Origin of the sequence: Propionicimonas sp. (assembly GCF_049840635.1) — a bacterium.
Classification (GTDB): Bacteria; Actinomycetota; Actinomycetes; order Propionibacteriales; family Propionibacteriaceae; genus Propionicimonas.
In genome coordinates this window covers 953,780-970,930 of record NZ_JASGKL010000004.1, presented here as the reverse complement: position 1 = coordinate 970,930, position 17,151 = coordinate 953,780, and the positions used below count along the sequence as shown (strand labels likewise).

Genomic DNA, 17,151 nt, shown 5'->3' with positions numbered 1-17,151 from the left:
CATTCTCCCGGACTGCCGACGGGCGGCACGTTGGGGACGGTTCCTAACGTGCCGCTTTCCCCGGACTGCCGACGGGCGGCACGACAGGAACCGTCCCCAACGATCCCCCTGCCGGTGGCGGGGGTCAGCGGGCGGGCGCGTTGGCTGCGAGCTGGGCCAGGACCGTCCGCGCCTGCCACGGGGTGATGCCGGGGTGGGCGCCGGCGATCCTGGCGAGGTGGCCGGCCACCACGGGGGCGGCGAAGCTGTTGCCGGACGCGGTGATCGTGCCGCCCTCCTGCCACGCGACCTCGACGTCGATGCCGCACGCCCCCCATTCGGCCGGCCCGGACGGGTTGCACCACACCTGTTCGCGGTCGGTGCCCGGCCCGCAGGCGACGGAGAACACGCCGGCGAACTCGCTGGGGATCGTCCGCTTCCGCTCGTTGGCCATCGCGGACACGATCAGCATTCGCCCGTAGGACGCGCGGTCGACGAGGTCGTGAAAGACCTCGAACCACCGCTCGTTGGTGGTGGACAGGCTGAGGTTCGCGACCGTGACGCCGTGCTCGATGCACCACTCGAGGCCACGCGCGAAGCTCACCGCCGACCCGCGCAGGTTCGCACCGAGCACGCGGACGCTGACCAGTTCCACGGCAGGAGCCAGCGACCGGATCACCGCAGCACACGCGGTGCCGTGCCCGTACAGGTCGGTGTGCTCCCCCGCGTCGACCCGGACGCCGTCCGCGGCATCGGGGTCGAGCGACACCGCGACATACTCCGCCACCCCGCCGACGAGCGGGTGTGCGGCGTCCACACCCGAGTCGATCACGGCCACCCGCACGCCCCTTCCGCTGCGGTCGCCGTAGGCCCACCCCCGCGTGACCGGGCCGGTCAGCGGCAGGCCGGGCGCGGGGCCGGGTCCGGGACCGTGGAACGGCTCCGCCCAGGCGGGCAGGTCCTCGGGGGTCGTTGCGCTCATCGGGTCAGGCTGTCGAGGACGCGGCGCAGCACGTCGGCGGCCCGCTCCCGGTCCGCCGCGCTCAGCCCGGCCAGCGGGGACGCGGCCCCGTCGGTGTGGCCGCCGTCGAGCAGTGCGGCGGCGATCGTCGTGACCTGCTCCAGGGGGACGCCCGGAACCCCCGGCCCGAGGGGGGTGTCCGAGCGGTCGAGGATCGACAGCACGCCGATCACCTCGCCATCGGCGTCCTCCACGGGCACGCACTGCAGCGAGACCGGGACGTAGCCCGTGGCCTCCGCGGTGTCGCGGGCGAACCGGGGGTCCTTGCCGGGGTCGCGCACGGTGAGCGATTGCCCGGTCGCGGCAGCGAAGCCCGCGATCCCCCGCCCCGCGGGCAGCCTCGTGCCGGTGATGGCCTCGGCCCCGGCGCCGTCGGCGGCCACGTACAGCAGGTGGTCCTCGGCAACGGTCGCGAGCGAGACCGCTGCCGCGCCGGTGCTCCAGCGCACCAGCGCGCAGAGAGCGGTCAGGGCGGTCATGGCTGGGCTCCTTCCAGAAGCTGGGGGTGGGTGCGACGCAGCCGCGTCCGCATGCCACCGAGGACGAGTTCGGCGTTCGGGCCCGGCACGGCCACCGTCTGGAACGCCGCCCCGTCGACGGCCAGCAGTTCGGTCTCGGTGAGGGCCGTCACCGTCGCCGTCCGGGGCACGCCGCGGAGCAGCCCGATCTCGCCGAACAGGTCACCGGCGACCAGATCCGGCGGTGGGGCCGCACCCTCAGCCGCGCCGGCCGGCTGCACGGAGAGGGCTCCGGAGCGCACCACGTACAGGTCGTCGGGCTGCGCCCCGGCGACGATCACCGGGGTTCCCGCGGGGACGGAGACCGCGCGCGTGGTCCGGGCGAGGCGTTCCAGGTCGACCGGGTCGAACGCGGCCAGCTCGGGGACGCGTCCCAGCTCGGCGGTGACGGACTGGAGCCGGGACCGCTCGGCGTCGGTGCGGGTGACGAGCGCGATCACCGCCGGCGTGACCAGCGCGACGACGAGCAGCATCAGGCCGCCGGAGACCCGGAGGCTCGCCCCGAGCCCGACCAGGGCGACGAGCGCGGGCGCCCCGACCGAACCGAGCGTCTGGCCGGCCGTGCACGCCGCGTCGCTGAGGCTGAAGACCCGTCCCATGGCCGACTCGGGGGTCGCGCGCTGGAGCAGGGTCAGCGCCACGACATCGAACACGACCGCTGCCGCACCCTCCACCACCGAGACGGGGAACACCACGGCGGGCAGCGGGACGAGGGAGACGACCACCATCGGCAGGCCGAGGAGGACGCCGCTGCCGAGCAGCCAGCGGGCGGCGTGTCTGGACGTGCCCGCCCGTGCCGACAGCGGGGCGGCGATCATGCCGCCGATCCCCATCGCTGTGAGCAGGTAGCCGTACCCCTCCGGGCCGAGCCCGAGCCGCTGGTCGGAGAGGAGGACGTAGAGGACCTGTTCGGCGCCGAAGGCCACGCAGGCCGCGGAGTTGACCAGGACGAGGGCACGGAGCCCGCCGTCCGCCAGCACGATCCCCGCGCCCTGCCGCACGTCCTGCCAGGTCTGGGCGAGGACGGAGCCGCCCGACTCGTCCGCGGCGGTGGTGACCGGCAGCGGGCCCACCCGGACCAGCATGAGCGCCTCGACGACGAACGTGAGGGCCTCGATCGCCAGCACCACCCACGGGGGAACGACCAGCAGGAGCAGGGCGCCGAGGGCGGGGCCGAGGAACCACGAGATCCGGGAGAGCCCGTTCTCTGCGGCGTTGGCGGCCGCGAGGTCGCTCTCGGGGACGAGTTGCGGGATCGCGGCGCCGCGGGCGGGGAAGAAGAACGCCCCCGCCGCGCCGTTCAGGGCGAGGACGACGACCAGCGTCCACTTCGGGCCGTCGATGAGGACGAGCCCGGCCAGCACGACGAAAAGCGCCGCCCGGAGCGCCGCCAGCCCGACCATCACCACCCTGCGGTCGAACCGGTCGGCCACCACGCCACCGATCGGGCCGAGGACGACGTAGGGCAGCAGTCGCGCCAGGAGGCCGGCGGAGAGCCAGGCCGCACCGTTCGGACCGTCCAGCAGGATCACGGTGATCGCGACGACGTACATGGTGTCGCCGAACAGCGAGACCACCGTGCTGCCGGCGAGCCAGCGCCAGCGGCGGTGGCGCCAGACCGAGCGGAAGGACGCGAGGACGCCGCTGGGCGCCTCGTCGGCTGCGGCTGCTGTGGTCACGGCCCCTCCTGGTGGACGACATCCTGCACCGACACGAGGGAGGGCGGGTAGGTCCCGCCCTCCGTCTGCGTGATCGTCATGGGTAGGCGGCGGGGCCGCCCACCGTCACTCGACCGTGCGGCGCAGGTGGCCCTCGGTGTCGTCGTCGTCGACGATGGCGCGGCGCAGGCTCGTCTCGGTGTCGTCGGCGACGAGGGTGCGGCGCAGGTGGCCGTCGGTGTCGTCGTCGCTGTCGATGGTGCGGCGCAGGTTCGTCTCCGTGTCGTCCACGCGCGGGAGGCGGAGCGGTGCGGGATCGTCGACGATCCCGGGGTACGTGCGGACGTGGCCCTCGGTGTCGGCGTCCGGGACGGCGCGGCGGATCAGGTCGGCATCGTTGCCCTGCTCGTCGATGAAGGAGGTCCGGTCGGCGGAGGAGTTGTTGCTGGTCATCTGTGGCTCCTTGGTGTGGTGGCCGCCGGGGCGACCTGCTGATGACACGATCATCTGCCCGCCGACGAGGGGCGTCTGTGGCCCAACGAACCCTGCGTGCGTAGCGCCGACTACACAAGTACGCCCATATCCGTACGGCATCGGCGTCCGTCATACTCGATTCGACGCCTTCCAGGGGGAACGCCATGGCGGTCACGCAGTGCGGCAGTTGCGGGGTCGAGAGCCCCGCGGGCAAGCGGTTCTGCGCGGAGTGCGGCGCGCCCCTCATCCTTTCCTGCCCGGAATGTGGGGCGAGCGTCTCCGCCGGGCAGAGGTTCTGTGCAGACTGCGGGACGCCGCTGGCCACGGCCGGGACCGCGCCCGGGTCGCCGCCGACGACGACAGAAGCCCCGGTCGGCGCGGTGGGGGTGGCCGAGTCGGTGTCGGAGCGCCGCCTGTGCTCCGTCCTCTTCGTCGACATGGTCGGGTTCACGACGTTGTCGGAGGGCCGCGATCCGGAGGAGGTTCGCGAACTCCTGAGCCACTACTTCGACCTCGCCCGGACGGTGGTCGGACGCTACGGCGGCGTGGTCGAGAAGTTCATCGGCGACGCGGTGATGGCGGTGTGGGGCTCCCCCGTGGCCACAGAGTTCGACGCGGAGCGCGCGGTGCGGGCGGCCCTCGACCTGTTGGACGGGGTGCGGGAACTGGGCGCGGAGGCCGGCATCGAAGGCCTGGCCGCGCGTGCGGGCGTCCTGACCGGGGACGTGGCCGTGACGATCGGCGCCACCAACCAGGGCATGGTGGCGGGGGACGCGGTGAACACGGCCGCCCGCATCCAGAGTGTGGCCGAGCCGGGGTCGGTCCTGGTGGACGGTACGACGCAGCGGCTCACCGAGAACGCCATCGACTACACCGACCACGGGCAGTACCTGCTCAAGGGCAAGTCCGAGCATGAGCACTTGTGGCGGGCCGATCAGGTGGTGTCGGCGAGCGGCGGCTCGCAGCGCGTCGACGGCCTGGAGGCCCCGCTCACCGGACGGAACGCCGAGCTGCGGACGATCCGGGAGATGTTCCACGCCTCCGACGAGCGGCGGCACTCCCGGCTCGTCCTCGTGACCGGCCCGGCCGGGGTCGGGAAGTCGCGCCTGGGCTGGGAGTTCGAGAAGTATGCCGACGGCCTTGTCGCCGGTACCTTCTGGCACCGCGGCCGCTGCCTTTCGTACGGCAAGGGGATGGTCTACTGGGCGCTCGCCGAGGTCGTCCGTCGTCGGCTCCAGATCGGGGAGGACGACGCCCCGGACGTGGCGGAGGCCCGCTTCCTCGACGGCCTCGCCCGCTGGGTTCCCGACCAGGCCGAACGGGATTTCATCGGGCCCCGGCTGGGCCGCCTGCTCGGCATCTCGTACCCCGGGGACAGTGGCGGAGCGATGGCCAGGGAGGACCTGTTCGCCGGCTGGCGCCGGTTCTTCGAGCGCCTGGCGAGCACGGACCGGGTCGCGATCCTCATCGAGGACCTGCACAACGCGTCCCCCGACCTGCTGGACTTCCTCGACCACCTCGTCGACTGGTCGAGGGACCTGCCGATCTTCGTCCTGGCGTTCGCCCGTCCCGAGCTCGACGAGAAGCGTCCGGGCTTCGGCACGGGCAGGAACCGGGTCACGATCGCGCTGGACGCCCTTGACCCCACGTCCATGGACGCCATCGTCGACGCGCTGGTGCCGGGGATGCCCGCGGCGGCGCGGGAACGGATCACCGAGCGGGCGGAGGGCGTCCCGCTGTACGCGTTGGAGTCGATCAGGTCCCTGATCGACCGCGGGGTGATCCAGGCGGGACCCGACGGCGCCTACCACCTGGTCGGCGGCGCGGCCGCGATCGGCGAGCTGAGCGTCCCGGACAGCCTGCGGGCCCTGCTCGCTGCCCGGCTGGACGCGCTCGACCCGGTGGCGCGCAAGGTCGTGGGCGACGCGTCGGTCCTCGGCACGACCTTCCCTGCCGAGGCGGTGGTCGCGGTGTCCGGCCTTTCCGAGTCGGAGGCGTCGCGCGTCCTGGCCGAGCTGGTCCGGCGCGAGGTGCTGCAGGTCAGCGCGGACCCGTTGTCGCCGCAGCGCGGCAACTACGGCTTCGCCCAGGAGATGCTGCGCCAGGTCGCCTACGACACGCTGTCGCGGCGTGACCGCAAGACCAGGCATCTCACGGTCGCCGGGCACCTGCGGGCGTCCTTCCCGAATGACGGCGAGGAGGTTGTGGACGCGATCGCCCGTCACTACCAGGACGCGCTGGAGGCGGCTCCGCAGGACCCGGACGTCCCTGCGATCCGCGAGGCGCTGGTCGCGACGCTGCTGCGCGCCGCGGACCGGTCCGAGCGGACGGGGGCCCCGGCGCGCGCCGTCGAGTCCTACGTGGCGGCGGCGGACATCGTGTCCGGGGCGGACCCCGCACAGGCGGCGAGGCTCCTGATCAGGGCGGGAACAGCGGGCAGCATCGCTGTCGACCAGAGCGTCGTGATCGAGATCACCCAGCGAGCCCGTGACCTGGCCGCAGGCATCGGCGAGACCCGGCTGGCCGCGACCGCGACGGCGCGACAGGGCCGGTCGGTGCGCAGGACGGGGCGCCACACCGAGGCCCGGGACCTGCTCACCGAGGCGCTGACCGTGCTGCGGAACGAGCCCGACCTGGACACCCTCGACGCGCTCGAGGCGCTCGGGTCCCTGGAGACCTTCGCGGGCACGGTCGCCGCGTCCCCGCTGCTCGAGGAGGCGGTGGACCTGGCGAACAGGCTCGGGGTGGGCGACCTGCGCTTCGCGGACCTGCTGGTCACCTGCGGGATCTACTACGACGGGATCGGGCAGCGACGGCTCAGCGAGGTCTACCTCTACGGTGCGCTCGGCTACTACGCGACGGCCGGACCGTCGTCGGCGCTCGCGCAGGTGTACCTCAACCTCGGCAACTCACTGCTCGTCCACGACCCTCGGGCCAGCGTGGACGCCAGCGAACGGGCACTGGCGCTCGCCGCGGAGACCGGGGGCACCTACCTGATCGGCACCTCGCTCGCCAACCTCGCCTACGCGCACCTCCAGCTGGACGACTGGGACCCGGCGCTGGAGGCCCTGCACCATCCCCTGCTGGAGCTCGTTTCCCGGGACCCGTACGTCCAGGTCGCCCGGGCGCAGGTGTGTGCGCTGCGTGGCGACCCGGTCGCCGCGGAAGCCGAACTCGCCCCGCTCAGCGAAGGTTTCGTGACCAGCGAGGACCCCCAGGACCGGTCGGCCCTGGCCGCGGCGCGGATGCAGATCGCACTGGCCGGGAACGACCCGGACGAGGCGGCCCGCCAGGCCGAGGTGTGCATGGATGTGCTGGGCGAGGGCGTGGCATTCGGTGGGGACGACGGACGCCTGGTCTGGCCGGCGGCAGCGCGGCTCTTCCACAACCTCGGGCGGTTCGACAGGGAGGCGGAGGTGCTGGGGCTGTACGCGCGGCAGCCGAAGGCGGCCGTGGCCCCGCTCCAGGTGGCCGAGGCGGCGCTGATCACGGCTCGGCTGGCCGCGGCCCGCGGTGAGGAGGCCGCGCAGGCGTTCGCGTCCGCGATCGAGCAGATGCGAAGGCTGAGTCCGCCGTACCACCTCGCCCACGGACTGCTGGACCACGCGGAGTACCTGCGCGGGCACGGTGACGCCGGAGGTGTTCGTGCGCTGGTCGAGGAGGCCGCGTCCATCGCCCTCGGCCTGCGCTGCGCACCCCTGGCTGCGCGCGCCGAGGCAGTGTCCCCGGAGCCGAGCCGGACGGGCTGAGCACGGAAAACACCACGCGAGCGGGCCTCCCCCTCGGCCCCGCCCGCGTGGTTACCCCCCTCGATCGACAGGTCGGGAGTCCGTGCACCGTCCGTGCTGCGTCCACCGGCCGTTCGTCCAATGACAGTGATCCTGCCGCGCCCGTCGGCAGACGTCAGTGTCGGGTGACACCCGTGTTGTGTGTCGGACGTTTCACAGGATTGCCCGGTGCCGTGGCGGCTGCGGTCGGCCATACTCGTCCCAGGTGGTGTTCGTCGGTCCGGATCCGGGGGTCGTCATGGAGTGGGAGATCCTGCGCAACCTCGACCCGCCTGATCGGCGCTCGGTGATGGCCAGCGCGATCCGGCGGCGTTACCGCGGCGGCGAGCACCTGTTCCACCAGGGCGACCTGGGCGACTCGGTGCACCTGATCGAGAAGGGCCACGTCGCGATCCAGGTCGTGAACCCTGCCGGGACCACCCTGACGCTCACGATCCTCACCCCCGGGCAGTTCTTCGGGGAGCAGGCGCTCCTCGATCCCGACTCAAGGCGGACCGCTGCGGCGGTGGCCATCGGCGCGGTGGAGACGTGGGAGCTGCGCAGGGCCGCCTTCAACGAGTTGCAGCGGCGCCACCCGCAGGTGACGATCGTGGTGACCGAGATGCTGGCGTCCCAGGTGCGCCGGCTGTCCGAGCAGCTCCTGGACGCGCACACGCTGACCGCGGAGGAACGGGTGCTCAAGCAGCTGGGCCGGCTCGCCGAGAGCTTCGCGGTCGACGGCGCCGCGACGATCCCGCTGACGCAGGAGGACCTCGCCTCGCTGGCGGGGACGACCCGTCCGACGGCGAACCGGGCGTTGCAGGGGCTGGTCGACGATGGCAGGGTGAGCCTGCGCCGAGGGCGGATCGAGGTGCCGAGGGTGGCGGCGCTCACCGACCCGAGGCGCCGGCCGGGGGCGACGCGCTAGCCGAGGTCGTAGAGCGTCCGGAACGGGCCGACGGGGACCGCGGTGTGCACGATCCGGTCGGCGTAGACGTGGACGAGGTTGAGCGCCTGTCCCCCGTCCCGGCCGCGAACGTGGCCTCCCGGGGCGAGCGGGTCGATCGTGTAGCAGCAGGCGGCCGCGACCGAGACGGGAATGCCGGCGAAGGTGCTGGCGGTCGCGTAGTGGAGGTGGCCGGCGAGGATCGCGCGGACGTCGGTGCCGGCGAGGACCGAGGCGAGGCGGTCCTGCCCGCGGAGCTCGATGTCGTCGGAGGGGGCGATCACGACCGGCAGCGGAGGGTGGTGCAGGGCGAGGACGGTGCCGCGTGGCGCGGGCTCGGCGAGGGTGGCGGCGAGCCGGTCGAGCTGGTCGTCGGTGAGCTCGCCGTGGTGGTGGCCCGGCACGGTCGTGTCGAGGACGACCAGGCGCAGGCCGGCGAGGTCGTGGACGGTGTCGGCCGGCCGGTCGTCCGCCGCCAGCCCGAGCAGCCCGGCCCGGAACGCCGCCCTGCGGTCGTGGTTCCCGACGACCCAGACCAGGGTGGCGCCGAACTCCTCCGCGACGGGGTCGAGCAGTGCCCTGGCCCGCGCGTAGGCGTCCGGGTGGCCGTCGTCGGTGACGTCGCCGGTGACGACGATCGCCGAGGGGGTCACCGCGCTCGCGGTGAGGGCCCGGAGGGCCTCGACGAGGAGCGCGTCCGCCTCCAGTCCGCCGGTGAGGGCGCGTCCGTCGCCAGTCAGGTGGAGGTCGCTCAGGTGGACGATCACCTGCTCCGAAGCCGGGTACTGCCCCGCTGCCATGACCGTACGCTAGCGGCCGCACCCGTCCGCGGCGAGAGCCGTCCGACGGCACGAGGGGACGGTTCTTTCGTGCCGGGCACGAAAGAACCGTCCCCTCGATCCCCCGGTCAGGGCCGGTGGCGCAGGCGTTCCTTCTCTGCCAGGACGTCGCGGTGGATCTCACGCTCGCGGACAAGCCATTCGGGCGGGTCGGCGATCAGTTCGCCGATCTGGTCGGCGTCGAGGGCCTCGGTGACGCCGGCGCGGGCGAGTCCGGAGCGGGAGACGCCGAGCTTGGCCGCGACGACGTCGCGCGGGAAGGGGCCGTTGCGGTGCAGGTCGACGAGCCACTGCGGCGGGGCCGCGCGGAGGGCGTCCAACTCTGCCCGGGTGATGGGCGTCGTGCGGAAATCCTCCGGCGCGGCCGGCAGGTAGATGCCGAGCTTGGCCGCCGCGGTCACGGGCTTCATGGTCTGGCTCACCCGTTCAGCCTATCGGCGGACGCGCGGTAGCCTGCGCTGGTGACGACTCCCCCCGCCCCGCCCGTCCGACTCCGGGTCGGCCATGTGCCCGGGGTGACCATGACCAAGTGGACGACGACGTGGCGCGAGCGGTTCCGCAGCGTCCCGCTGGACGTCGTCGAGGTCGAGGAGGCCGACCAGCGCAGGGCGCTGGACGCGGGCGAGGTCGACCTGTGCTTCGTCCGTCCACCCATCGACACCGACGCGCTGCACCTGATCCCGCTCTACGAGGAGGTGCCGGTCGTCTGGGTGTCGAAGGAGCACCCGATCGCGGCGGTGGACGAGGTCACGCTCGCCGACCTCGCCCACGAGAACGTCCTGACCCACGTGGACGCGGAGAGCGTGAACCAGGTCGCGCTCGAGGTGGCGGTGCTGCGGGTGCCGATGTCGGTGGCACGCAGCCACAGCCGCCGCGACCTCACCTACCGCCCGGTGATCGATGCTCCGTCCACGCGGATCGGGCTGGCGTGGCGGGCCGAGGACCCGCACCCGCTCACGGACGAGTTCATCGGCGTGGTCCGCGGTCGGACGGCGAACAGCTCCCGCACCGAACAGGAGCGCAGCGCAAGGAAGCCGTCCGGGACGACCCGGGCGCCCGAGCGTCCCCGGCGCCGCAAGGGCCGACGCGCCTGAGCGGTCCGGTTTACGTCCCCGCGCCCGCGGGCACTGGGGTGCCATGAGTGATGAACGCAACGATCTGGCCACCCTCCAGGACCTCGTGAAGCCGGGCGCGGTGGTGATGTTGGCCACCGTCGGTGACCACGAGCAGCTCGAGGCGCGTCCGATGTCGCTGGAGGACCTCGACGCGGAGGGGCGGCTGTGGTTCTTCACCGAGTTCGACGCCCCCAAGCACGCGCAACTGGACGCCGATCAGCGCGTGCTGGTCACCCTGAGCGGAAAGAACCACGTGTCGATCCAGGGCACCGGATCGGTGGTCCGGGACCCGCAGCGCCAGCGGGACCTCTGGAACGCCCCGGCGGAGGCCTGGCTGCAGTGCGAGCCGACCGACCCGAAGGTCGGCCTCCTCGTCGTGCAGGCCACGGGCGCCCAGTACTGGAAGACCCCGGGGATCGTGTCGGCGGCGCTCGGGGTCGCCATCGCCGCGGTGAAGGGCGACCGGCCCGACCTCGGGACGAACGAGACCCTCGAACTCTCGTAGCCGGCCAAGCGCCTCACGCGCAGCAGTCCTTGTCGCAGCGGCTGTCAGGCTCCGGGGCGGACGCGGTCGCCGACGGCGCGCAGCAGGCGTCGCCGTGCCAGGCGTCCCAGCCTTCCTTGATCGCAACGCCGGCGATCACCAGCGCTGCCAGCGGATCGGCCCACCACCAGCCGAACAGGCTGTTCACCACCAGCCCGACCAGCAGCACCGCCGACAGGTAGGTGCACAGCAGGGTCTGGTGGGAGTCGGCGACCGCGGAGCCGGAGCCCAGCTCGTGTCCGGTGCGGCGCTCGGCCCACGACAGCAGTGGCATCACCAGCAGGCTCACCGCGGCGAGGATGATGCCGGGCAGCGAGTGCTCAGCAGCCTCCCGCAGCACGAGGCTGCGCACCGCGTCCATGCCGACGAAGGCGGCCAGCCCGAAGAACGACACGGCGATCAGCCGCAGCGCGGTCCGCTCACGCTTCTCGTGGTCGGGGACCGCGAACTGCCAGGCGACCGCCGCCGCGGAAAGCACCTCAACCACCGAGTCGAGGCCGAAGGCCACCAGTGCGGTCGAAGACGCGATCCGGCCGGCTGCCAGGGCGACGACGGCCTCGATCACGTTGTAGCCAATGGTTGCCCCGACGATCAGCCGGACGCGACGCCGCAGCACCGCGCGGCGGGCAGGCGTCGGCCCGAGCGGCGAGATCACGAGCGGCTGCATGTGCACTCCTCACCGGAACAGCAGTCGGGGTCGACCACGAGTACGACGCGGAGCAGTTCGTCCAGCGCCGGCGCCAGATGCGGGTCGGCCAGCCGGTACCAGGCGTGGCGTCCGTCCTTCACGGCTTCGACCAGGCCGCACCCGCGCAGGCAGGACAGCTGGTTGGACATCACCTGCCGGGACACCCCCAAGGCGTCCGCGAGGTCCGACGGGACCGCCGGCGCCTCCCGCAGTGCGAGCAGGATCTGCACTCTGCCGGGGTCGGACAGCGCATAGCCGAGGCGGCTCAGGCCTTCGACGTGGCCCAGCATCACGGTCGTCGTCACGGTCGAGACAATACAGCGATTGCTGTATCGACGTGTACCTTTCCGCAACGCTGAGCGCTTGACAGGGCGGTACTCAGCGCTACTATGTACCGGTAGTCAGTAGCACCTAGTAGCGGGAGCAGGGCACATGGGCCGGCAGATGACCGAGATGCTGAAGGGGACGCTGGAGGGCATCGTCCTGGCGATCCTCGCCGGGCGGCCGGCCTACGGGTACGAGATCACGGCCCGGCTGCGGGAGCAGGGCTTCACCGACATCGCCGAGGGCACGGTGTACGCACTCCTGGTGCGGTTCGAGCAGCGGGATTTCGTGGACGTGGAGAAGGTGCCGTCCGAGAAGGGCCCGCCGCGCAAGGTCTACTCCCTCAACGCGGGCGGACGCGACTACCTGGACGAGTTCTGGAGGACGTGGAGCTTCCTCGCAGAACGACTGGAACGGCTCCACCGACAGGAGGACTGAGATGGCAGCGAAGTGGATCGAGCTGGTCACCGGACCGTTGGACCAGAAGAAGGAGTACCGCGAGTACAAGGCGCGGAGCAGGGCGTTGCCGGCGCCGTACCATGCGGCCGCGGAGGCGTTCGACCGGTACTTCATGTACTTCGGGGGCGTCAGCGACGGCGAGGTGCTGGTGCGGATGCTGGACGACTTCATCACGCTGTTCGAGCAGGCTGCCGCGGACGGCACACCGATCCGCGACGTCGTCGGGGCCGACCCGGTGGAGTTCGCCGAGACGTTCCTGGCCAACTACGACGACGCGCGCTGGATCAACAAGGAGCGGGCCCGGCTGGTCCGGGCGATCGACGAGGCGTCCGGCGGTGGGGCGTGAGTACGGCTGTCGCGCCGGCGGTCTGCGTCCGTGACCTGACCAAGTCGTACGGCGAGCTGGCGGTGTTGCGCGGGGTGGACCTCGAGGTGGCCCCGGGCAGTATCGTCGCGCTGTTGGGCTCAAATGGGGCGGGCAAGACCACGCTGGTCCGGATCCTGTGCACGCTGCTGCGGCCGGACGGCGGCACGGCGTCGGTGCAGGGCTTCGATGTCGGGACGGACCCTGTGCGCGTCCGTGGGTCGCTCAGCCTGACCGGCCAGTTCGCCGCCGTGGACGAGGTGCTGACCGGAAGGGAGAACCTCGAACTGGTGGCCCGGCTGCGGCACCTGCCCGATCCCGGCCGGCTGGCCGGGGCGATGCTGGATCGCTTCGGCCTGGCCGAGGCGGGGACGCGTCCGGTGTCGACGTACTCGGGCGGGATGCGTCGGCGCCTCGACATCGCGATGAGCCTGCTCGGGGACCCGCCCGTGGTGCTGCTGGACGAGCCGACCACGGGGCTCGACCCGGAGGCGAGGATCGAGGTCTGGAAGCTGGTCCGGGAGCTCGCAGGGCAGGGCACGACCGTCCTGCTCACCACGCAGTACCTGGAGGATGCCGAACAGTTGGCCGACCGGATCGCGATCCTGCACGAGGGCCGGATCGTGGTGGAGGGGACGCTGGCCGAGCTGAGGACGCTGCTGCCGCCGGCGACGGTGGAGTACGTCGAGAAGCAGCCGAGCCTGGAGGAGGTCTTCCTCGCGATCGTCGGCAGGGACGCGTCCGGCACCCCATCGACCATGACGGAGCCGCAGACATGACCGCGAACGCACTGACCGATACCGCCGTCCTCACCGGACGGTCGCTGAAGCACATCACCCGCAGCCTGGACACGATCCTCACCACGGCGATCACGCCGATCGGGATCATGCTGCTGTTCGTCTACGTCCTGGGCGGGGCGATCGAGACGGGGACGGGGTCGTACGTCGACTACGTGCTGCCGGGGATCCTGCTGATGACGATCGCGTCCGGGGTCTCGTACACGGCGTACCGGCTGTTCGGGGACCTGAAAAGCGGGATCTTCGACCGGTTCGGGTCGATGCCGATCGCGCGGTCGTCGGTGCTGTGGGCGCACGTGGTCACGTCGCTGGTGGCGAACCTCGCGTCCGTCGTGGTCGTGGTACTGGTGGCGCTGCTGATGGGCTTCCGCTCCGGCGCGGGGGTGCTGGCGTGGCTGGCGGTGACGGGACTGTTGGTGTTGTTCACACTGGCGCTGACGTGGCTGGCGGTGATCCCCGGCCTCACCGCGAAGACGGTGGACGGGGCGAGCGCGTTCGCGTACCCGCTGATCTTCCTGCCGTTCGTGAGCTCGGCGTTCGTCCCCACCGCGACGATGCCGGGGCCGGTGGCGTGGTTCGCCGAGCACCAGCCGGTGACGTCCATCGTGAACAGCATCAGGGACCTGCTCGCCCAGCGTCCGGTGGGCGCCGACCTCTGGGTGGCGGTGGCGTGGTGCGTCGGGCTCCTGGCCGTGGCGTGGGTCGTCGCGCTGGTGATCTACGCGCGACGGACAGCCTGAGCCGGCCCTGCGTCGGTGCGGGCGGTGGCGGGTACGGGAGGGCAGGAGGTGGAGGAACGATGCCGCAGAGCAGGAAGCCGACTCCCGGTCCGTCGGTGAAGGACCCCGAGCTGTACGAGGCGCTGCGCGAGGAGGGCGCCAGCAAGGAGAAGGCGGCCCGGATCGCCAACGCGGCCGCAGCCACATCCCGGGAAGAGGTGGGACGCAAAGGCGGCTCCGCAGAGGACTACCCCGACCGCACGAAAGCCGAGCTTCTGACTCGCGCACCGGAACTCGGCATCAAGGGCCGCTCCGGCATGTCCAAGGCTGAACTGGTGGACGCGCTGCGCAACCACTGAGGGTCGTCCGGATCACGATCCCGGCAGCACCCGGGCATCGACACACGAGAGAACCAGCCCGCGTAGCTCGGCCATGGCCGACTGAGAGGCGTGCAACTCCGCCTATGTACCCGTCGGGCTGACAGGATTTGAACCTGCGACCCCTTGACCCCCAGTCAAGTGCGCTACCAAGCTGCGCTACAGCCCGCTCTTCAGTTGTGAACCGGGGAGCTGTGCTCTCCGGTCCGGCTGGTCACTCTACTATGAATCTGAGGGTGGCTGCGCCACGGGGAGTTCGATGCGGCTTCACGGCTTCATCCGGTGGCGGCGGCCCTTCGTGACGGTTCGCTCGCTGCGCTCACGAACCTCCTCAGGGACCGTGTCGTCGCACCTGGCAGCGGCGCTCACGAGGCTCTTCAGGGACATGCCACGGGGCCCGCTCGCTTCGTACGTTCCTCTCAGCGCGCTTTCGCCTGGCGGCGCCACTTTGTGAGCGCGCGTTCTGTGTAGCCGTTGGGTTCGTCGCGGCCGGTGAAGACCAGTTCCAGCGCTGCCTGGAACGACTCGCTGGCCGCCAGGTCGGTGCACATCGGCGAGTAGCCGGGCTCCCCCGCGTTCTGCGCATCCACCAGGGCTGCCATCTCGGCGAACGTCCGGCGGACCCGGTCCTCGTCCACCAGGCCGTGGTGCAGCCAGTTCGCGATCAGCTGGCTCGAGATCCGCAGCGTCGCCCTGTCCTCCATCAGGCCCACGCCCTCGAGATCCGGCACCGTCGAGCACCCGACCCCCATCCCCACCCAGCGCACCACGTAGCCCAGGATCGACTGCGCGTTCGTCCGCAGCTCGTGGTCGACCTCCTCCGCGCTCAGCTCCCGCTCCAGCAGCGGCACCTCCAGCAGCAGCCTCCGGTCCGTCCGCCTCCCCGCCAGCGCCGCCTGCCGCTGCGCCACGTCCACCCTCAGGTAGTGGATCGCGTGCAGCGTCGCCGCCGTCGGCGACGGCACCCACGCACAGTTCGCCCCCGCCAGCGGGTGCGCCACCTTCTGCTCCAGCAGGTCCGCCATCGCCGCCGGCTTCGCCCACATCCCCTTGCCCACCTGCGCCTGCCCCCGGAACCCCGCCGCCAGCGCCACCTCCACGTTGCGGTCCTCGTACGCGTTCAGCCACACCGTCGACTTCATGTCGTTCTTGCGCACCAGCGCCCCCGCCCGGAAGTCGCTGTGGATCTCGTCGCCGGTCCGGTCCAGGAACCCCGTGTTGATGAAGATCACCCGGTCGGACGCCGCCGCCACACACGCCTCGAGGTTCAGCGACGTCCGCTTCTCCTCGTCCATAATCCCGATCTTGATCGTCCGCTCCGGCAGCCCCAGCGCCTCCTCCACCGCCCCGAACAGCTCCACCGTCAGCGCCACCTCCTCCGGCCCGTGCTGCTTCGGCTTCACCACGTACACGCTCCCCGCCCGCGAGTTCCGGAACCGCCCCAGCCCCCGCAGGTCGTACAGCGCCGCCGTCGCCACCACCAGCGCATCCAGGACGCCCTCCGCCACCGGCTCCCCATCCCTCCCCCGCACCGCGTCGCAGAACATGTGGTGCCCCACCGTCCGCGCCAGCAGCAACGACCTCCCCGGCAGCACCAGCTTCGACCCGTCCGGCGCCGCGTACCTCCGGTCCCCGTGCGCCGAGCGCACCACCGTGCGTCCGCCCTTCTCGAACTCCGCGCTCAACTCCCCCGTCATCAGCCCCAGCCACGTCCGGTACGCCGAAGCCTTGTCCTCCCCGTCCACCGTCGAGACCGAGTCCTCCAGGTCGACGATCGTCGTCACCGCCGCCTCCAGCAGCACGTCCGCCACTCCGGCGTGATGCGTCCGCCCCACCGGATGCTCCCGATCGATCCGCAGCTCCGCGTGCAGGCCATGGCGCACCAGCAGGACAGCGCCCTCCGCCTGCCCTGCGAACTGCGCGGGATCGGCCAGGCGGACGCTGCCGCCCGGCGTCCGCGCGACCAGTTCGCCCCCGACAACCGCGTACTCGCTGACCTCGGCGTGGCTCGCCCCGGCCAGCGGGAACAGCTCGTCCAGCAGCCCGTCCGCCGCCTCGATCACCTGCGCGCCACGAGCCTCGTCGTAGCCCGCGGCCAGCTCATGGTCGAGCGGCAGCACGTCCGTCCCGTACAGCGCGTCGAACAGCGACCCCCACCGCGCGTTCGCCGCGTTGAGCGCGTACCTCGGCACCGTCGCAGGCACCACTAGCTGCGGGCCCGCGATGCGGGCGATCTCGTCGTCGACGCCGTGCACGTCCACCTGCACGTCTGGGACGCGGACCAGGTAGCCGATCCGCTCCAGGAACGCCTCCGTGTCCTCCGGCGTGGCCGCGCTGTGCGCGGCGTACCACTCGTCGAGCTCGGCCTGCAGGTCGTCCCTTCGCTCGAGCAGGACGCGGATCCGCCCCGCGAACCGCTCCTGCAGCTCACCCAGACGCGTCCACCACGCCCCCGCGTCGATGTTCAGCCCCGGCAGGAGTTCGTCGGCGACGAACGCCGCCAGCGCCTCGTCGACCTCGAGGCCGGCAATCCGCACCGTCATTGGTGTTCCTTCCGCTCAC

At 72.0% G+C, this 17,151-nt stretch carries 18 protein-coding genes and 1 tRNA gene; 9 read left to right on the top strand and 10 right to left on the bottom strand.

Features of this window, described 5'->3' with window-relative positions:
- Positions 1-124: 124 nt before the first annotated feature.
- From QM779_RS04695 to QM779_RS04680, 4 genes are all read right to left on the bottom strand, one after another.
- Positions 125-961 (bottom strand): S8 family serine peptidase, encoded by an 837-nt coding sequence (locus QM779_RS04695; protein WP_428532332.1) that lies wholly within the window; start codon positions 959-961, stop codon positions 125-127.
- Entirely contained in the window at positions 958-1,479 is a 522-nt protein-coding gene (locus QM779_RS04690) for a GAF domain-containing protein (RefSeq protein ID WP_428532329.1), read from the bottom strand. Before QM779_RS04690 ends, QM779_RS04695 begins: the two co-directional genes overlap by 4 nt.
- Positions 1,476-3,197, bottom strand: a complete 1,722-nt coding sequence (locus QM779_RS04685; RefSeq protein WP_428532326.1) for an MFS transporter — start codon at positions 3,195-3,197, stop codon at positions 1,476-1,478. The genes QM779_RS04690 and QM779_RS04685 overlap by 4 nt, the downstream gene beginning before the upstream one ends.
- Positions 3,198-3,302: 105 nt before the next feature.
- Positions 3,303-3,629, bottom strand: coding sequence for a hypothetical protein (locus QM779_RS04680; RefSeq protein WP_428532323.1), 327 nt, complete (start codon positions 3,627-3,629; stop codon positions 3,303-3,305).
- 185 nt (positions 3,630-3,814) lie between these two features.
- Between QM779_RS04680 and QM779_RS04675 the strand changes: the two genes are divergently transcribed.
- Positions 3,815-7,399: an adenylate/guanylate cyclase domain-containing protein gene (locus tag QM779_RS04675; RefSeq protein WP_428532320.1), complete on the top strand. Its 3,585-nt coding sequence runs from the start codon at positions 3,815-3,817 to the stop codon at positions 7,397-7,399.
- Between the two features lie 244 nt (positions 7,400-7,643).
- On the top strand, positions 7,644-8,345 hold the full coding sequence (locus QM779_RS04670; RefSeq protein ID WP_428532317.1) for a Crp/Fnr family transcriptional regulator: 702 nt from the start codon (positions 7,644-7,646) through the stop codon (positions 8,343-8,345).
- Here QM779_RS04670 and QM779_RS04665 read toward each other — a convergent pair.
- Complete coding sequence (locus QM779_RS04665; RefSeq protein WP_428532314.1) at positions 8,342-9,163, bottom strand: phosphodiesterase; 822 nt, start codon at positions 9,161-9,163, stop codon at positions 8,342-8,344. The two genes, QM779_RS04670 and QM779_RS04665, sit on opposite strands and share 4 nt — an antisense overlap.
- A gap of 107 nt (positions 9,164-9,270) precedes the next feature.
- Complete coding sequence (locus QM779_RS04660) at positions 9,271-9,624, bottom strand: DUF5997 family protein (protein ID WP_428532311.1); 354 nt, start codon at positions 9,622-9,624, stop codon at positions 9,271-9,273.
- A gap of 39 nt (positions 9,625-9,663) precedes the next feature.
- On the opposite strand from QM779_RS04660, the gene QM779_RS04655 reads away from it, so the two are divergent.
- Together QM779_RS04655 and QM779_RS04650 are read left to right on the top strand one after the other, a co-directional pair.
- The gene (locus QM779_RS04655) at positions 9,664-10,296 is read left to right on the top strand and encodes a LysR family substrate-binding domain-containing protein (RefSeq protein WP_428532308.1); all 633 of its coding nucleotides are present in this window, start codon (positions 9,664-9,666) and stop codon (positions 10,294-10,296) included.
- A 43-nt stretch (positions 10,297-10,339) separates the two neighbouring features.
- Positions 10,340-10,822 carry a pyridoxamine 5'-phosphate oxidase family protein gene (locus QM779_RS04650; protein WP_428532305.1) on the top strand — a complete coding sequence of 161 codons (483 nt, stop codon included), beginning with the start codon at positions 10,340-10,342 and terminating at the stop codon, positions 10,820-10,822.
- Between the two features lie 13 nt (positions 10,823-10,835).
- On the opposite strand, the gene QM779_RS04645 is transcribed toward QM779_RS04650, so the two are convergent.
- A complete protein-coding gene (locus QM779_RS04645) occupies positions 10,836-11,528 on the bottom strand; it encodes a cation diffusion facilitator family transporter (protein WP_428532302.1) in 693 nt (230 codons plus the stop codon).
- Positions 11,513-11,854, bottom strand: coding sequence for an ArsR/SmtB family transcription factor (locus tag QM779_RS04640; RefSeq protein WP_428532299.1), 342 nt, complete (start codon positions 11,852-11,854; stop codon positions 11,513-11,515). The genes QM779_RS04645 and QM779_RS04640 overlap by 16 nt, the downstream gene beginning before the upstream one ends.
- Before the next feature lie 127 nt (positions 11,855-11,981).
- Here QM779_RS04640 and QM779_RS04635 point away from each other — a divergent pair, with 127 nt between their 5' ends.
- The 5 genes from QM779_RS04635 to QM779_RS04615 are packed head-to-tail and all read left to right on the top strand — an operon-like array spanning position 11,982 to position 14,571.
- Positions 11,982-12,311 carry a PadR family transcriptional regulator gene (locus QM779_RS04635; RefSeq protein WP_428532296.1) on the top strand — a complete coding sequence of 110 codons (330 nt, stop codon included), beginning with the start codon at positions 11,982-11,984 and terminating at the stop codon, positions 12,309-12,311.
- Between the two features lies 1 nt (position 12,312).
- On the top strand, positions 12,313-12,678 hold the full coding sequence (locus QM779_RS04630; RefSeq protein WP_428532293.1) for a DUF1048 domain-containing protein: 366 nt from the start codon (positions 12,313-12,315) through the stop codon (positions 12,676-12,678).
- Positions 12,675-13,475 carry an ABC transporter ATP-binding protein gene (locus QM779_RS04625; RefSeq protein WP_428532290.1) on the top strand — a complete coding sequence of 267 codons (801 nt, stop codon included), beginning with the start codon at positions 12,675-12,677 and terminating at the stop codon, positions 13,473-13,475. Before QM779_RS04630 ends, QM779_RS04625 begins: the two co-directional genes overlap by 4 nt.
- Complete coding sequence (locus QM779_RS04620; protein ID WP_428532287.1) at positions 13,472-14,233, top strand: ABC transporter permease; 762 nt, start codon at positions 13,472-13,474, stop codon at positions 14,231-14,233. Before QM779_RS04625 ends, QM779_RS04620 begins: the two co-directional genes overlap by 4 nt.
- Before the next feature lie 59 nt (positions 14,234-14,292).
- Entirely contained in the window at positions 14,293-14,571 is a 279-nt protein-coding gene (locus QM779_RS04615) for a DUF7218 family protein (RefSeq protein WP_428532284.1), read from the top strand.
- 113 nt (positions 14,572-14,684) lie between these two features.
- Here the strand turns inward: QM779_RS04615 and QM779_RS04610 are convergent.
- Together QM779_RS04610 and QM779_RS04605 are read right to left on the bottom strand one after the other, a co-directional pair.
- A tRNA-Pro gene (locus tag QM779_RS04610) sits at positions 14,685-14,758 on the bottom strand.
- Between the two features lie 250 nt (positions 14,759-15,008).
- The gene (locus tag QM779_RS04605) at positions 15,009-17,132 is read right to left on the bottom strand and encodes a malate synthase G (RefSeq protein ID WP_428532281.1); all 2,124 of its coding nucleotides are present in this window, start codon (positions 17,130-17,132) and stop codon (positions 15,009-15,011) included.
- Between the last annotated feature and the right edge of the window lie 19 nt (positions 17,133-17,151).

Coding starts and splice junctions, on each gene's coding strand:
- QM779_RS04695 (WP_428532332.1), bottom strand. CDS start 961: ATGAGCGCAACGACCCCCGAGGACCTGCCCGCCTGGGCGGAGCCGTTC.
- QM779_RS04690 (WP_428532329.1), bottom strand. CDS start 1,479: ATGACCGCCCTGACCGCTCTCTGCGCGCTGGTGCGCTGGAGCACCGGC.
- QM779_RS04680 (WP_428532323.1), bottom strand. CDS start 3,629: ATGACCAGCAACAACTCCTCCGCCGACCGGACCTCCTTCATCGACGAG.
- QM779_RS04675 (WP_428532320.1), top strand. CDS start 3,815: ATGGCGGTCACGCAGTGCGGCAGTTGCGGGGTCGAGAGCCCCGCGGGC.
- QM779_RS04665 (WP_428532314.1), bottom strand. CDS start 9,163: ATGGCAGCGGGGCAGTACCCGGCTTCGGAGCAGGTGATCGTCCACCTG.
- QM779_RS04650 (WP_428532305.1), top strand. CDS start 10,340: ATGAGTGATGAACGCAACGATCTGGCCACCCTCCAGGACCTCGTGAAG.
- QM779_RS04645 (WP_428532302.1), bottom strand. CDS start 11,528: ATGCAGCCGCTCGTGATCTCGCCGCTCGGGCCGACGCCTGCCCGCCGC.
- QM779_RS04635 (WP_428532296.1), top strand. CDS start 11,982: ATGGGCCGGCAGATGACCGAGATGCTGAAGGGGACGCTGGAGGGCATC.
- QM779_RS04630 (WP_428532293.1), top strand. CDS start 12,313: ATGGCAGCGAAGTGGATCGAGCTGGTCACCGGACCGTTGGACCAGAAG.
- QM779_RS04620 (WP_428532287.1), top strand. CDS start 13,472: ATGACCGCGAACGCACTGACCGATACCGCCGTCCTCACCGGACGGTCG.
- QM779_RS04615 (WP_428532284.1), top strand. CDS start 14,293: ATGCCGCAGAGCAGGAAGCCGACTCCCGGTCCGTCGGTGAAGGACCCC.
- QM779_RS04605 (WP_428532281.1), bottom strand. CDS start 17,132: ATGACGGTGCGGATTGCCGGCCTCGAGGTCGACGAGGCGCTGGCGGCG.